Genomic DNA, 15,891 nt, shown 5'->3' with positions numbered 1-15,891 from the left:
CCGGGGAGATCGTGGCCCATGGGGCCGGCTAGGCTTGGCAGGGCGCGGCAAAGCCGCTAAAGGTCCAGCAAAAGTCAGGGAAGCTCCCAGGCCATCCGTGACGGAAAGACAAACAGGGCAAGACATATGCTGACTGCGTTCGACGTTGGTGTGGGTGTGCTGGTGCTGATCTCGGCAATCCTGGCCACAGCGCGAGGCTTGACCCGTGAAGTGCTGTCGCTGGCGACCTGGGCCGGTTCGGCAGCGATCGCTGTCTATATGTGGCAGTACCATCCCGAAATCGCCCGGCAATATGTCGCCGAGCCTGTTATCGCCGACATCGCGACCGTGGTCGTGACGTTCATCGTGTCGCTGATCGTGCTGCACCTGCTCACCATGCGCATCGCCGATTTCGTGGTCGACAGCCGCATCGGGCCGATCGACCGCACGCTCGGCTTCGTCTTCGGTGTCCTGCGCGGTGTGCTGATCGCCATCGTCGTGACCATTTTCGGCCTGTGGCTCTTGCCCAACAACCTGCCCGACTGGGCGGCCAACTCTCAGTCGCTGCCTTATCTGCGCGACATGGGCAACACGTTGATCTCCATGCTGCCGGAAGGTCTCGAGCAGCAGGTGACGGACATCCTGCAGGGCGGCGGCGCCAACCTGACGGATGATCCGCAGGCTCCGGAAGCACCTCTGGACGGCGCCACTGATCCCAATGACGGCACGGTGGATCCGACCGATCCGGTTGCGGACCCTGCCCCGGCCCCTGCGGTCTGACCCCTTAAGGGGCGGAGCCTAGCAGCCGCCTCAACCCTGCCGACCCCAGATGTCATTGGTGGCCGGCGGGAAAAAGCGCTATCTGGCAACCACGCGTTTCTCACACGGAGCCCCCCGGTGACCCATCCCAGCGATGATGCTTTCGATATCGATGGAGACACGCTGCATGAAGAGTGCGGCGTGTTTGGCATTTTAGGGCATGACGACGCCGCGACGTTGACGGCGCTCGGCCTGCATGCCCTGCAGCATCGTGGCCAGGAGGCAGCGGGTATCGTCAGCTTCGACGGCCGCCAGTTTCACCAGGAAAAGCGCATGGGCCTGGTGGGTGACCACTACACCGACCCCGCCGTGCTCGCGAAACTGCCGGGCAATATCGCCATCGGCCACACGCGGTATTCGACCACGGGCGAAGTGGCGCTGCGCAACGTGCAGCCGCTGTTCGCGGAGCTGGAGGCGGGCGGCATCGCCATCGCCCATAACGGTAATTTCACCAATGGCCTGACGCTGCGCCGCCAGATCATCGCCACCGGCGCCATCTGCCAGTCGACCTCGGACAGCGAGGTGGTGCTGCACCTGATCGCCCGGTCGCGCCACTCATCGACCACGGACCGCTTCATCGACGCCATCCGGCAGATGGAAGGCGGCTATGCGATGCTGGCGATGACCCGCACCAAGCTGATCGCGGCGCGCGATCCGGTGGGCATCCGCCCGCTGGTCATGGGTGAACTCGACGGCAAGCCGATCTTCTGCTCGGAAACCTGCGCGCTCGACATCGTCGGGGCCAAATATGTCCGCGACGTCGAAAACGGCGAAGTGATCATCTGCGAAATCCAGCCCGACGGATCGATTTCGATCGATGCGCGCAAGCCGGCGCGCAAGGTGGCCGAACGGCCGTGCCTGTTCGAATATGTCTACTTCGCCCGCCCCGACAGCGTCGTTTCGGGCCGCAGTGTCTACAAGGCGCGCAAGAACATGGGCATCAACCTGGCCAAGGAAGCGCCGGTGGAAGCGGACGTGGTGGTTCCGGTGCCCGATGGCGGCACGCCGGCGGCCATCGGCTATGCGCAACAGAGCGGCATTCCGTTCGAGCTGGGCATTATCCGCAACCACTATGTGGGCCGCACCTTCATCGAGCCGACCCAGCAAATCCGCGCCTTCGGCGTGCGCCTCAAGCATTCGGCCAACCGGGCCGAAATCGCCGGCAAGCGCGTGGTGCTGATCGACGATTCCATCGTGCGCGGCACGACGTCGGTCAAGATCGTACAGATGATCCGCGATGCCGGCGCGACCGAAGTCCATATCCGCGTCGCCAGCCCGATGATCTTCCACTCGGATTATTATGGGATCGACACACCCGACCCGGACAAGCTGCTGGCCAACCAGTATGGCGACCTCAAAGCCATGTGCGAGTTCATTGGCGCCGATTCCCTGGCCTTCCTGTCGATCGACGGGCTTTACGAAGCGGTGGGCGGCGAGAAGCGCAATGCGCAGTCGCCGCAGTTTACCGACCACTATTTCACCGGTGACTATCCGACGCAGTTGACCGATCTGCATGGCCGCCCCATGAGCGATCCCAAGCAGATTTCGCTGCTCAAGGAAGCGGGTTAATGACTGACACAACCGAACTGGCCGGCAAGGTCGTCCTCGTCACCGGCGCATCGCGCGGCATCGGCTATGCGGCCGGCATCGAGGCGGCGCGGCGCGGGGCGCATGTGATCGCGGTGGCCCGCACGGTGGGCGGGCTCGAAGAGCTCGACGACACGATCCAGGCCAATGGCGGTTCGGCCACTCTGGTGCCGCTCGACCTGCGCGATGGCGACGCCATCGACCGTCTCGGCGCAGCCATCTTCGAGCGTTGGGGACACCTGGACGGGCTCGTCGCCAATGCGGGGCAGCTGGGCGTCCTCAGCCCTGTCGCGCATATCAAGCCCGACGAGTTCGACAAGGTGCTGGCGGTGAACGTCACCGCCAACTATCGCCTACTCCGTTCGCTCGACGTGCTCCTGCGCCAGTCGGAAGCGGGACGCGCGGTGTTCGTGTCTTCGGGCGCGGCCCGCTCGGCACGGCCGTTCTGGGGCCTTTACGCGGCGAGCAAGGCGGCGCTCGACGCGCTGGTGAAATCCTATGCCGGCGAGATCGCTACCACCAAGGCGCGCGTCAACGTGTTCTATCCCGGCATCGTGCGCACGGCGATGCGGGCAAAGGCGATGCCCGGCGAGGATCCCGAGACGCTGCCGACGCCGGCCGAGGTCGCGCCCAAGCTGATCGACATGCTCAGCCCCAAGCTGCAGGAAAACGGCCGGCTGTTCGACGTCGACACCGGTGCATTCGAAGACATCTGAGCCATGGTGAGCTTGCGCCGGTATCGCCCCGCCGATCTCGATGCGCTCTATCGCATCTGTCTCGAGACCGGGCAGGCCGGCGCGGACGCCACGGCGCTGCACCATGACGGGCATCTGGTGGGCCATATCTACTCCGCACCATACGGCGTGCTGGAGCCGGACAAGGTGTTCGTGGCCGAGGACAGCGCTGGTGTCGCCGGCTATATCGTGGGCACGCATGACACGGACGGGTTCGACGAGCGGCTCGAGCGGGAGTGGTGGCCGGCGCTGCGCGAACGCTATGCGGATGCCGAGAACCTGACGGAGGCCGATCGCATCCGCGTGGCGGCGATCATGGAGCCGCACCATCCGCCGGCCGAACTCGTGGCCGCCTACCCTGCCCATATCCACATGAACCTGCTGCCGCGGCTGCGGGGGCAGCGCGTGGGGACGCGCCTGCTCGACATGTGGATCGAGGAGGCGCGCGCGGCCGGTGTCAGCGGCATCCACCTGGGGGCCAGCGCGACGAATACGGGCGGGATCGCCTTCTGGACGCGCAGCGGGTTCGCGCCCTTGATCGAGGCGCCGGGTGTGGTCTGGTTCGGGATGCCGCTTCGGGGTCGGAGCGCGTGACGTTTCACCACGCGATGCCGGTGGCGGTCGGACATTCCGTATCAGACAACCAAACAAATATCCCGGCCAATGGCCGGGATTTCAATTGGCGGGAATGTCAGCCGGGGCGTCAGCTCGGGACGACGACCGGCGAGATCAGCACCTTGTCGATGCGGTGGCCGTCGAGATCCACGACTTCGAAATGCCAGCCTTCATGCGTAAAGCTCTCGCCCACCGCGGGGACGCGATTGAGCTGGGAGAGGATGAAGCCGGCGAGGGTCTCGTAGCGCGCATCCTTGGGGACGGCCACCTTGAAACGCTCCGAGAAATCGTCGGCCGGCATCCAGCCAGCCACGAGCCAGGAACCGTCCTTGCGCTGGGTCACGGCCGGTTCGTCGCCCGGCTCCTCGTTGTAGACGCCAGTGATGACCTCGAGCACGTCGCCATAGGTGACGATACCTTCGAAGTGGCCGTATTCGTCGACGACGAGAGCCATCTGGGCGCGACCGCCGCGCATGGTCTCGACCACGCTCAGTGCATCGGCATGTTCCATGACAACCGGCACGGGCTTGACGAGGCTGCGCAGGTCGGGTTGCTGGCCGGCGACGAGGCTGGGCAACAGATCAGACTGCGACAGGACGCCGATGATGGAATCGGCGTCGCCATCCTGCACCAGCACCTTGGTGTGGGTGGTTTCGAGGATTGCCTTGAGGCTTTCCTCGTAGCTGTCCTGAAGATCGATGCTGATCACATCGGGACGCGGGGTCATGATGCCGCGAGCCGAACGGTCGGCAAGGCGCATCACGCCCGAGATCATCGAGTGTTCCTCGGTCTCGAAGATGCCGGCTGTGGTTGCCTCGGCAATGATGGTGCGGACTTCCTCCTCGGTCACCGATTCCTCGGACTGGCCGGACTGCCCCAGAACGCGCAGCACCAGCTTGCCGGAAATGTCGAGCACCCAGACGATGGGCGTGCCGACGCGGGCGAGGATGGCCATGGGCTGGGCGACGCGGGAAGCGACCGTCTCCGGATTGCGCAGCGCCACCTGCTTGGGCACGAGTTCGCCCAGGATCAGCGTCGCGTAGGTGATGGCAACGACGACGAGGCCAGTACCACCGATATCGGCAACATTGGCCGGGATACCGATTTCGCGCAGCCACTCCGACAGGCGCAGGCCCAGCGTGGCGCCGGAGAAGGCGCCGGACAGGACGCCGACGAGGGTGATACCGATCTGGACGGAGGAGAGGAACTTACCCGGATCCTCGGCCAGTTTCATGGCCGTGGCGGCACCCTTGTTGCCTTGGTCGGCAAGAACTTTCAAGCGGGCTGAGCGGGAAGAGACGACGGCCAGTTCGGACATGGCCAGGGCGCCGTTCACGAGGATCAGAACGACGACGATGATGATTTCTGTAAGCAACAAAGTGCAATGTTGGCACGCCGCGACCGATGGCGGGGTGTTACGACGCGCGCACTATAGGGGAAGTTTGCGACATTTGAATAGGCCAGCGGCCCGGAGCTCTCGATCCGGACGCGCCGCCAGAAGGTTTCCCACAGGCGCAGGCAGACAAAAAGGCGGGCGAGCCGCCGATCGCTACGACTTCTTGTCGGCGTAAGGATTTTTGCCGCCGCGCAGCCAGAGGCGGATTGGCGTGCCCTTGATGTCGAACGCTTCGCGCAGCCCGTTGACCAGGTAGCGCTGGTAGGAGGCAGGGACGGCATCGGGACGCGAGGCGAAGATGATGAAGCTGGGCGGCCGCGTCTTGGCCTGCGTCATGTAGCGCATCTTGAGGCGGCGGCCAGAGACAGCCGGAGGCGGATGGCTCTCGGTCATGCCGGCGAGCCAGCGGTTGAGCCGCGAAGTCGAGACGTGGGCGTTCCAGCTGCGCTCGATCTCGAAGATGGCCTCCATCAGGCGATCAATATTGCGCCCGGTGAGGCCGGACAGGGTAACGAGCGGAATACCCCGCAGCTGCGGCAGCAGACGCTCGCAGGCCTCGCGCAATTCAGAGAGAGTCTTGTTCTTGTCCTCGATCAGGTCCCACTTGTTGAGCGCGATGACCATGGCGCGGCCCTCGCGCTCGACCAGATCGGCCAAAGCGAGATCCTGCTTTTCGAACGGGATGGTGGCGTCGAGGAGAAGAACGACCACCTCGGCATACTGAAGCGAACGCAGGCTGTCGCCGACGGCCAGCTTCTCGAGCTTCTCGGTGACGCGCGAGCGGCGGCGAATGCCGGCTGTATCGACGAGGTTGATCGTCCGGCCTTCCCATTCCCAGGGCACGAGAATCGAGTCGCGGGTGATGCCGGCCTCGGGCCCGACGAGAACCCGGTCCTCGCCCACCATACGGTTCACCAGGGTGGACTTGCCGGCATTGGGACGGCCAACGATGGCGACGTTGAGATAGCGGCGCGGGTTCCAGCGGAGCGTGGCATCGTCACCCTCGCCTTCAAGCATGTCGGGCGTGATGTCGACATCGACTTCCGGCATCAGATCGAGGTCGCCGGACAAGGCGTCTTCCTCGGCCTGCTGCGCCTTCTTTTCCTCGGCCTTGTCGATAGCGGCGGAGACGATGGAATAGAGTTCGGAAAGGCCAAGTCCGTGTTCGGCCGACAGCGGTATCGGCTCGCCGAAGCCGAGCTTGAACGCTTCCACCAGGCCAGCCTCGGCCGAGCTGCTCTCGGCCTTGTTGCCGACGAGGTGTACATGCTTGCCAGCCTTGCGCAGGACCTGAGCAAAGCGCTGGTCGAGCGGGACAACACCGGCGCGGGCGTCGATCATGAACAGGATGATATCAGCTTCGCGGATCGCCAGCTCGGTCTGCTGGCGCATGCGATCCTCGAGCGAACCATCACGCACGTCTTCATAGCCGGCCGTGTCGAGCACCTTGAAGGTGAGGTCAGCAATGCGACCCTCTGCCTCGCGGCGGTCGCGGGTCACACCGGGCGTATCATCGACGAGCGCGATCTTGCGACCGACGAGGCGATTGAACAGGGTCGACTTGCCGACATTTGGACGGCCAACAATGGCCAGCGTGACCGTCATGGCGGTGTTCCTTCTCTTGCCGGCCTATTGCTCGGCGGCTGGCTCTGCTGCGGGCTCGGCGGCCGGGGTGGCAGCCGGCTCGGCGGCGGGAGCCGCATCACCCTCAACGATGCTGTCGATGGCTTCCGCAGCGGCCTGTGCCGGCTCGGCGGGCGTGGTGGCGCCTTCGGACAGCATCTGTGCGAGGTAATAGGCCATGCGATTGCGGATGCCCGACTGGGCCAGCGGATCGTTGAGAACGGCCTCGAAGCTGGCTTCGGCGGCGGCATAGTCGCCGGCCTTGTACTGAGCGAGACCGATCAGCTCGCGCGCAACACGGCGCAGCGGGGCGTCGTCGGTCGCGAGGGTCGAAATGCGCGCCTCGACATCGGCAAGCGTGCCGCTGTCGACGAGAATGTTTGCCGCGAGCAGCAAGGCCAGTTCGCGCAGGCGCGGATTGGACTGCGCATTGGCTAGAGCGTCATAGGCGGCAACGGCACCGGCGGCATCGCCTTCTTCGGCCAGCAGTGCGGCCTTGCGGAATTCGGCGAGCACCGGATAGCCGCCCGAGCCATCGGCCGCCAGCGTATCGAGCTGCGCCTGCGCACCGGCGAGGTCACCGGCTTCGGCAGCATCGAGTGCCGCGTAGAGCTCGGTAGACGAGGCGGAGGACTGGCTGTTGGAGTACCAGGACCAGCCTTCGTTGACCGCAACCAGCGCCACAATGGCGAAAGCCCCGCCAATGACGAAGGGCGCCAGACGGCGCCACAGGGCGCGCATGCGATCGGTGCGCAGTTCCTCGTCGATTTCCTTGAAGATATTCTCGTTGGACATGGCCGGCCTAGCGTCGAAAATCAGTTGGGGGGAGCATTATCACGCGTCCTCGCGAATGCAAACCGGCTCGCCTTGGCGAGCCGGAGATTGAGCGATCGTTCGGGAGGATGTCCGGCCGGAGACCGGTCGCCCCGCCCTGCGAGCATAGCTCTCATGGCATAGCTCTCCGGGCGTAGCCGCCTAAAATCGGTCCACTGGACCGATTTTGCCGCGCGACGCGCAGATCGTACCCGTTGATGAGCCGGGCCCTGCGAGCATAGCTCTCCGGGCGTAGCTGCCTAAAATCGGCCCACTGGACCGATTTTGCCGCGCGACGCGCGGCCCGGCAGCTACTCCCATTCAATCGTCCCGGGCGGCTTGGAGGTCACGTCATAAACGACCCGATTGATGCCACGCACTTCGTTGATGATGCGGGTGGCCGTCTTGCCCAGGAAGTTCATGTCGAACTGATAGAAATCGGCCGTCATGCCGTCGACCGAGGTGACGGCGCGCAGGGCGCAGACGAATTCATAGGTGCGGCCATCGCCCATGACGCCGACGGTCTGGACCGGAAGCAGCACGGCAAAGGCCTGCCAGATCTTGTCGTATTGGCCGGACTTGCGGATTTCATCGAGATAGATGGCATCGGCCTGGCGCAGGATATCGAGCTTTTCGGGCGTGATACCGCCCGGGCAGCGGATGGCAAGGCCGGGTCCCGGGAAGGGATGGCGACCGATGAAGCTTTCGGGAATACCAAGCTCGCGGCCGAGCACACGCACCTCGTCCTTGAACAGCTCGCGCAGAGGCTCGACAAGCTGCATGTTCATGCGCTCGGGCAAGCCGCCCACGTTGTGGTGCGACTTGATGGTGACGGAAGGACCGCCGGTGAAGGATACGCTTTCGATGACGTCCGGGTAAAGCGTACCCTGGGCCAGGAATTCGGCGCCGCCAAGCTTCTTTGCCTCCTCCTCGAACACTTCGATGAACAGGCGCCCGATGATCTTGCGCTTGGTTTCCGGATCGGACTGGCCTTCGAGCTCGCCCAGAAACAGCTTTGCGGCATCCACATGGACGAGGGGGATGTTGAACTGATCGCGGAACATGGTCACGACCTGCTCGCTCTCATTGAGGCGCATCAGGCCATGGTCGACATAGATGCAGGTCAGCTGGTCGCCGATGGCTTCGTGGATCAGCACGGCTGCCACGGATGAATCCACGCCACCGGAGAGACCGCAGATGACCCGGCCGGAGCCGACCTGGTCGCGGATCTTCTCGATCATCTTCTGCCGGTAGGCCGACATGGTCCAGTTGCTGGCGATGCCGCAGATCTGATGGACGAAGTTGGCGTAAAGCTTGCCGCCGTCGGGCGTGTGAACCACTTCGGGGTGGAACTGCACCGCCCAGATGCGGCGCGCCTCGTTGGCGATCATGGCGAAGGGCGCATTGGGCGAGGTGCCGACGACCTCGAAGCCTTCGGGCAGCGCGACGACCCGGTCCCCGTGGCTCATCCAGACCTGATGGTCAGTACCGATGCCCCAGACACCTTCGGACAGCGAGTTGGCTTTTTGCAGCGTCAGCTCGGCACGGCCGAATTCCCGGTGATGTCCCGCCTCGACCTTGCCGCCCAGCGCCATGCAAAGGGCCTGCTGGCCATAGCAGATGCCCAGGATCGGCACATCGGCGGACAGAATGGCCGGATCGATCGTGGGCGCATTGGCATCGAGCGTCGATGCCGGGCTGCCGGACAGCACCACGCCCTTGGGACGAAGCGCCAGCATCGCTGCGCCTGCCGACTGGAACGGGTGGATTTCGCAATAAACGCCGGTTTCACGGATGCGCCGGGCGATCAGCTGCGTAACCTGCGAGCCGAAATCGACGATCAGGATGGTGTCGTTGAGGGGGGCGGTATCTGGGTGCTGCATGGCGAGGCTTTAGCCTCGCCAACCGATTAACGCAAGCATGGCGTTCGGGATGAATGCCATGCTCCAGAGCGGGGGCTCGGGCCTCTGACGACGCTAGTTCAGCAGGGCGATCGACAGGTTCAGGTAAGTGGCAAAACTCACCCAAGCGAGATAGGGCACGAAGAGCCATGCCGAAAGGGCGTCGCGGTGGCGGACCGACATGATGAAGCCCACTATCGACAGCCAGAGCGCGATGATGATGGCGAAAGCGAGCCAGGGCATGTTGGCGCCGAACCAGACCGGGGACCAGGCCCAGTTCAGCAACATCTGCGCGCCCCAGAATTTCATGGCGGTCGACTTGGGCTCGTCAATCCAGACGCGCCAGCCAGCGACGGCGATCAACACATAAAGAGCGAACCAGACCGGGCCGAACACCCAGTTGGGGGGATTGAGCGGCGGCTTCTGGAGCTGTTCATACCAGGCGCCGGGTGCAGTCTGCGTGCCGATAAGGGCACCCACGCCGACCACGAGCGCCAGAAAGATGGCCAGGGTTATCCAGGATTGAGGGCTGCGGTATGCGCTTGTCGCCGCGGACATGTCGGGTCTCCGTTTCAACGGTGTCGAAAGGGAGAACGTGGGCGGCGCCCGGTGGTTCACCGAGGCGTCAAAATCCTCAGGGACAGGCGGCGCAATGCGCGCACTAGGCCTTGCGGAGCAAGTGGCAGTAAAACCCGTCGGTTCCGGTGCGATGGGGCGTCAGACAGATGCCACCACCTGGTGTGGCGAGGCCCGGCGGGATTTCGGTGATCAGCGCCTGGCGCCAGGCGGAAGTGATATCGACGCTGGAAAAGCCGGGCGTGGACGCGAGGAAAGCGGCGACCTGGTCATCGTTCTCCTCAGGCAAGATCGAGCACGTGATGTAGACGAGCGTTCCGCCGGACTTCAGGTAGCGCGCCGCTTCCACCAGAAGCGCGGCCTGCTCGGCCTGGCGTTGCGCAAGCAGTTCCGGGGTCAGCTTCCACTTGGTATCGGGGCGGCGACGCCAGGTGCCAGTACCTGTGCAGGGCGCATCGACGACCACGCGGTCGAGCTTGCCCACCAGATCGTCCAGTGCGCCCGGGTGTGGCGCGCGGACCTGGGCATTGCGGACGCCGTTGCGCTTCAGGCGATCGTAGATGGGCGCAAGACGCGACCGATCGCTGTCATAGGCGAAGATCTGGCCCTTGTTTCCCATGGTGGCGGCCAGCGCCAGGGTCTTGCCCCCTGCCCCGGCACAGAGGTCGAGCACCTGGTCGCCTTCACGCGCACCAGCAAGCGCGGCAACGATCTGGCTGCCCTGGTCCTGCACTTCAAACCAGCCCTTGAGGTATCCCTCATCGGTCGTGACATTGGGCGTTCGCGCATCGCGCGGGCCGGCCGGCATGGTCACGCCGAACGGGGCTATGGCGGCGGGCTGGGGCGAGAAGCGGGCGAGAGACTTCATGACCTTTTCAGGCGCGGCCTTCAGGGCATTGGCGCGCAGGTCGAGCGAGGGGCGACCGGCCATGGCCTGTCCCTCAGCGACCCAGTCGGCACCGAAGGCGCGCTGGAGCGAGGGCGCCAGCCAGTCGGGGAAATCGGACTGGACCACGGGCGACGCGCCGCCAAGGTCGGCGGTGGCGCCGGCGGCTTCTTCGGGCGACAGCGCGGCAGGCGCGTGGTTGTCTTCGGCGAAGGCGGCGTCGAGCGCTGCAGGCGTTTCGCCCCAGTCGCGCATGGCGACGCCGAGCACAAGCGCGCGCGGACTGTCGCTGCCCATGGCGAAGGCGTGCGAGGCCCGTCGGCGAAGGGCGTCATAGACGAGGTTGCCGATCGCAGCCCGGTCGCCAGCGCCGGCGAAACGGTTGTTCAACCCCCAGGATTTGAGGGCCTCCGACACCGGACGCTTGCGCTGCTTGACATCGGCGAGGACTTCAATGGCGGCGGCAAGTCGGCCGGGAAGGCGCATGGGTCAGATACTCGGGGCGAGGAGAATACGGATGAGCAGCCATAGCCAGAGAACGGCAAGGACTGCAAGGCCGGCTGCATAGGCTGCAAAACGGCGATGCACGCGATTGGTGGTGACGTGAATGCCGGCGTGGAGAATGCGGAGGCCGACGAAAAGCCAGGCCAGGACAACCTCGATCCAGCCGACGAGCCCGACATGAAGCGCCAGCAGTGCCGCCACGAAAAACAGCACAGGCAGCTGGAACTGGTTGTCGAAGCTGTTCGACAGAAGACGGGCTTTCAGCGGATAGGCGGTGCGTTCCACGGCAATGTCGGCCACGCGAATTTCGCCGCTCATGACCCGCGGCACGCGCTCGCGACCCATCAGAACCAGAATGACAAGCGTGAGCATGACCTGCGCGCCGATGGCGAGGATGAACAGCTTTTCGACCAGTGGCATCATATCCTCGCTCGAATGGCGCGCTCTGGACGCCTTATGGGCGCGTCAGGCCTTGTCAGACCCGGACCGCCACACCGTTTCGGTCGACGTTTCGGAGTCCTGGACGATCACCTCGGCCGAGGCATCGCCGGATTGGCGGGCTTCCTCGATAGCCGCCTCGATCGCCGTTTCCCGGCTGCTGAACGGCGCCGAAGTGGTGCCACGATTTGAATGCTGCCAGGACCCGTTGCGCAGATAAACCAGGAAGTGACTTTCGCTCATCCCGTCCTCCTCTATGCGACCTACAACGTGGCACCGGCGCGCCGCGTTGCAGGCCGCATGGAGCATGGGTCAGCGTCCGCTGCGGTAGTTGGGGGCTTCGCGGGTGATGGTCACGTCGTGCACGTGGCTTTCACTGAGCGCGGCGCCCGAGATTTTCACGAAGACCGAGTTCTCGCGGAAGTCCTTGAGGGTGTGCGCGCCGGTATAGCCCATGGAGGCGCGGAGGCCACCGGCGAGCTGGTGCAGCACGGCATTGACCGGGCCCTTGTAAGGCACCTGGCCCTCGATGCCCTCGGGCACGAGCTTCATCTGATCGCGCACGTCCTGCTGGAAATAGCGATCGGCCGAACCGGCGCCCATGGCCCCGACCGAGCCCATGCCGCGATACGACTTGTAGGAGCGACCCTGATAGAGGAAGACCTCGCCCGGCGCTTCGTCGGTGCCGGCCAGCAGCGAACCGACCATCACGCAGGAAGCGCCGCCCGCCAAGGCCTTAGCCATATCGCCTGAGAATTTGATTCCGCCGTCGGCGATGACCGGAATGCCCGACTTGGAGGCTTCCTCGGCGCATCCCATGACGGCAGCCAGCTGCGGAACGCCCACACCGGCGACGATACGTGTGGTGCAGATCGAGCCCGGGCCGATACCGACCTTGACCGCATCCGCACCGGCATCGATCAGGGCCCGGGTGGCTTCTGCGGTGGCGACATTGCCGGCAACGATGCGGGTGGAATTGCTTTCGCGCTTCACTCGCTCGACGGCCTCGGCGACGCGAACCGAGTGTCCGTGGGCGGTATCGATGACGAGGAGATCGACTCCGGCGTCGATCAGTGCCAGGGAACGCTCGAAGCCGTTGTCACCCACCGTCGACGCCGCCGCGACGCGAAGGCGCCCCTGCTCGTCCTTGACAGCATTGGGGTGCAACTGTGCCTTCTCGATATCCTTGACGGTGATGAGACCGATGCAGCGATAGTCCTCATCGACGACGAGGAGCTTCTCGATGCGATGCTTGTGCAGCAGCACCTTGGCCTCGTCCTTGCTGACGCCATCGCGCACGGTGATGAGGTTCTGGTGCGTCATCAGCTCGCGGATCGGCTGCGCGGGGTGGGAGGCGAAGCGCACGTCGCGGTTGGTGAGGATGCCGACCAGCTTGCCGATGGCGCGGCCGCCTGTGCCGCCGTTTTCGACCACGGGAATGCCGGAGATACGGCTCTTCTGCATGAGCGCCAGCGCGTCGGCCAGGGTGGCCTCGGGTCCGATGGTGATCGGATTGACGACCATGCCGCTTTCGAAGGACTTGACCATGCGGACCTGCTCGGCCTGTTCGGCGGAGGTCAGGTTCTTATGGATCACGCCCATGCCGCCGGCCTGGGCCATGGCGATGGCCATATTGGCTTCGGTGACGGTGTCCATGGCAGAAGACAGGATGGGAAGATTGAGCGCTATGTCCTTGGTGACATAGGTGGAAACATCGGTTTCGGTGGGCAGGATGTCGGAACGGGCCGGCTGCAGCAGCACGTCGTCGAATGTCAGTGCCGCGTCGCCGGTGATGGTAGTAATAATCTTCGCCAAGGCCAGACCCTTCCTGCCTTCTGATAAAATACAGAACTGTTGGAATGTGAACCGGCGCCGAGGAGTCGCGGGTTCAGGTTGGCGAGGGTCAATAGCACCGGCGCAGGGCTTTGCCTAGGGGCCGGATTGCGGCATGTTCGGCATGAGGAGATCGATGATGCAGCGACTGGCTTTTTCCGTGGCAGGCCTGATTTTGCTGGTCTCGCCAGTGTCGGCCCAGGACCCGTTCGAGCTGGTGCCACAGCAAGACGGCGCGACCGCCTGTTGGCAGCGGGTATACGACGAGGGGCATCTCGCCGCGCACCCCAGGCAGAGCGTCACCACCATGACCTTTGCCGCCGGCTTCTATGCGCACGATGAGCCGGAGCCGGAGGATGCGGGGCTTACCTTGTTCGGCATGACCGTCACGTTGCGCGACGGCACGAAGGGCTATACGTCCGGCGGGTGCTGGCCGGGCGAAGGCGGCCTCCTCAGATGCGGCGTCGACTGTGACGGTGGTGGCGTGGCTGTCAGTGCCGCGAGAAACGGTGGCTTGCTGATCGACCTCGAAGCCACTGGCTACATCCGCATGGAAGGAGAATGCGGCAGCGACGGCGAAGCAGAGAGTTTCTCCCTCGAACCGGGCGCGGACGATCGACAGTTCCGGCTACCGGTCGCAGACGCCAAGGCCTGCAAGGGACTGCTGCCCGTGTGGTAGCCGCATGCGTCTAAAGAACGGGCATTTTGGGGCTAGGCGTGGCGGAGCGAGGAGCCCATAGTGGTGGGGTCGCATCTCGCGGCCACACCCCGACTCATTCCGGTTCCTCGCCTTGATCCGCGTTACCCCGCTCATCCTGGCGGTCGCCCTGTTCATGGAACAGATGGATTCGACCGTCATCGCCACGTCGTTGCCGGCCATTGCGACCGATATCGGCACCGAGCCGATTGCGCTGAAGCTGGCGCTGACGGCCTATTTCGTGGCGTTGGCGATCTTTATTCCGATCAGCGGCTGGATGGCGGACCGGTTCGGCGCCAAGAACATCTTCCGGCTGGCGATCTTCGTGTTCATGCTGGGATCGCTCGCCTGCTCTTTCGCCTATTCGCTGGAGACGTTCGTAGCCTCGCGATTCTTCCAGGGGATCGGCAGTTCGATGATGACGCCGGTCGGGCGCCTCCTTCTGGTCCGCTCGACGCCGCGCAACGAGCTGGTTTCGGCCATGGCCTGGCTCACCGTCCCTGCCCTCGTCGCGCCCGTCACAGGACCGCTGATCGGCGGATTTCTCACGACTTATCTCAGCTGGCACTGGATTTTCTGGATCAACATCCCGATCGGCATTGCCGGCATCATCCTTTCCGGCATCTACCTGCAAGTGCCCGATGAACGCACGCCGAGACCCGTCGACCTCGTCGGCTTTTTCATTGCAGCGGTGGCCTTTTCGGGCACGGTTTTCGGCCTCTCGGTGGTCAGCTTGCCGGCGCTGCCGATCATTTACGGTTACATGACCCTGGCCATCGGCGTGACGGCGGCACTGCTCTATCTGCTGCACGCGCAGAAAGTGCCGTATCCGCTGCTCGATCCCAGATTGTTCCGGCATCCGCTGTTCCGCTCCTCGATCACCGGCGGTTCGCTGTTCCGCATCGGTGTCGGCGCGGTGCCGTTCCTGCTGCCATTGATGCTGCAACTGGGATTCGGCCTCAACCCGTTCCAGTCCGGCGCGATCACCTTCGTCTCGGCCCTCGGCGCCATCGGCAGCAAGTTCATCGCCGAGCGCGTGTTCGCGCGGTTCGGCTTCCCGCGCGTACTTGGTTTCGCGGCCATTTTCGGCGGCCTGCTGATCGCCGCCCAGGGCGCCTTTACGGCCGAGACATCGGTGCCGGTCATGATGACGGTGCTGATCGTGGGCGGCGTGCTGCGCTCGATGTTCTTCACCGGATCCAACGCCATCGGCTATGCCGATATTTCCGATGAAGAAGCCAGCCAGGCGACTGCCATCGTGGCCGTGGCCCAGCAATTGTCGGTGGCGTTCGGCGTTGCCGTCGCAGGCGGCATCCTCGAAGTCACGACCCATTTCAGTGGCGGCGAGCTGACCCTGTTCAATTTTCAACTCGCCTTTTTCGTGGTCGGCGGCCTCAGCGCGCTGGCCGGTTTCGTTTATTTCGTGCTTCCACCCGATGCGGGCAGCAATGTTTCAGGCCACAGGGCCATCAAAGAGTGAGCGGCCCGTT

Annotated in this window: 15 protein-coding genes; 6 read left to right on the top strand and 9 right to left on the bottom strand. The window is 64.4% G+C overall.

What is annotated here, in order from left to right; genetic code table 11:
* The first annotated feature begins 126 nt into the window (after positions 1-126).
* The 4 genes from CCK88_RS03125 to CCK88_RS03110 all read left to right on the top strand — a co-directional run bounded on the left by CCK88_RS03125 (position 127) and on the right by CCK88_RS03110 (position 3,713).
* On the top strand, positions 127-759 hold the full coding sequence (locus tag CCK88_RS03125; protein WP_086469078.1) for a CvpA family protein: 633 nt from the start codon (positions 127-129) through the stop codon (positions 757-759).
* Between the two features lie 117 nt (positions 760-876).
* On the top strand, positions 877-2,367 hold the full coding sequence (purF, locus tag CCK88_RS03120) for an amidophosphoribosyltransferase (protein WP_086469077.1): 1,491 nt from the start codon (positions 877-879) through the stop codon (positions 2,365-2,367).
* Complete coding sequence (locus CCK88_RS03115; RefSeq protein ID WP_086469076.1) at positions 2,367-3,101, top strand: SDR family NAD(P)-dependent oxidoreductase; 735 nt, start codon at positions 2,367-2,369, stop codon at positions 3,099-3,101. The genes purF and CCK88_RS03115 overlap by 1 nt, the downstream gene beginning before the upstream one ends.
* Before the next feature lie 3 nt (positions 3,102-3,104).
* Positions 3,105-3,713, top strand: coding sequence for a GNAT family N-acetyltransferase (locus tag CCK88_RS03110; RefSeq protein WP_086469075.1), 609 nt, complete (start codon positions 3,105-3,107; stop codon positions 3,711-3,713).
* Positions 3,714-3,822: 109 nt separating this feature from the next.
* On the opposite strand, the gene CCK88_RS03105 is transcribed toward CCK88_RS03110, so the two are convergent.
* From CCK88_RS03105 to guaB, 9 genes are all read right to left on the bottom strand, one after another.
* Positions 3,823-5,094, bottom strand: coding sequence for a hemolysin family protein (locus CCK88_RS03105; protein WP_170926465.1), 1,272 nt, complete (start codon positions 5,092-5,094; stop codon positions 3,823-3,825).
* Between the two features lie 189 nt (positions 5,095-5,283).
* Complete coding sequence (gene der / locus CCK88_RS03100) at positions 5,284-6,735, bottom strand: ribosome biogenesis GTPase Der (RefSeq protein WP_086469073.1); 1,452 nt, start codon at positions 6,733-6,735, stop codon at positions 5,284-5,286.
* 24 nt (positions 6,736-6,759) lie between these two features.
* Positions 6,760-7,548 carry a tetratricopeptide repeat protein gene (locus CCK88_RS03095; protein ID WP_086469072.1) on the bottom strand — a complete coding sequence of 263 codons (789 nt, stop codon included), beginning with the start codon at positions 7,546-7,548 and terminating at the stop codon, positions 6,760-6,762.
* Positions 7,549-7,877: 329 nt separating this feature from the next.
* Positions 7,878-9,449 carry a glutamine-hydrolyzing GMP synthase gene (gene guaA / locus CCK88_RS03090; protein ID WP_086469071.1) on the bottom strand — a complete coding sequence of 524 codons (1,572 nt, stop codon included), beginning with the start codon at positions 9,447-9,449 and terminating at the stop codon, positions 7,878-7,880.
* Between the two features lie 93 nt (positions 9,450-9,542).
* Positions 9,543-10,025, bottom strand: coding sequence for a TspO/MBR family protein (locus CCK88_RS03085; protein WP_086469070.1), 483 nt, complete (start codon positions 10,023-10,025; stop codon positions 9,543-9,545).
* Positions 10,026-10,128: 103 nt separating this feature from the next.
* On the bottom strand, positions 10,129-11,415 hold the full coding sequence (locus CCK88_RS03080) for an RsmB/NOP family class I SAM-dependent RNA methyltransferase (RefSeq protein ID WP_086469069.1): 1,287 nt from the start codon (positions 11,413-11,415) through the stop codon (positions 10,129-10,131).
* Positions 11,416-11,418: 3 nt separating this feature from the next.
* Positions 11,419-11,856: an MAPEG family protein gene (locus CCK88_RS03075; protein WP_086469068.1), complete on the bottom strand. Its 438-nt coding sequence runs from the start codon at positions 11,854-11,856 to the stop codon at positions 11,419-11,421.
* Positions 11,857-11,898: 42 nt separating this feature from the next.
* On the bottom strand, positions 11,899-12,114 hold the full coding sequence (locus CCK88_RS03070) for a DUF2188 domain-containing protein (protein WP_086469067.1): 216 nt from the start codon (positions 12,112-12,114) through the stop codon (positions 11,899-11,901).
* Between the two features lie 69 nt (positions 12,115-12,183).
* Positions 12,184-13,686 carry an IMP dehydrogenase gene (gene guaB / locus CCK88_RS03065; RefSeq protein ID WP_086469066.1) on the bottom strand — a complete coding sequence of 501 codons (1,503 nt, stop codon included), beginning with the start codon at positions 13,684-13,686 and terminating at the stop codon, positions 12,184-12,186.
* A 154-nt stretch (positions 13,687-13,840) separates the two neighbouring features.
* Here guaB and CCK88_RS03060 point away from each other — a divergent pair, with 154 nt between their 5' ends.
* Positions 13,841-14,383 carry a hypothetical protein gene (locus tag CCK88_RS03060; RefSeq protein ID WP_086469065.1) on the top strand — a complete coding sequence of 181 codons (543 nt, stop codon included), beginning with the start codon at positions 13,841-13,843 and terminating at the stop codon, positions 14,381-14,383.
* A 112-nt stretch (positions 14,384-14,495) separates the two neighbouring features.
* Positions 14,496-15,881, top strand: coding sequence for an MFS transporter (locus tag CCK88_RS03055; protein ID WP_086469064.1), 1,386 nt, complete (start codon positions 14,496-14,498; stop codon positions 15,879-15,881).
* Positions 15,882-15,891: the final 10 nt, after the last annotated feature.

Source organism: Devosia lucknowensis, from assembly GCF_900177655.1.
Classification (GTDB): Bacteria; Pseudomonadota; Alphaproteobacteria; order Rhizobiales; family Devosiaceae; genus Devosia; species Devosia lucknowensis.
Note: the sequence above shows the minus strand (reverse complement) of the source record. Positions and strands in the feature narration are given on the sequence as shown.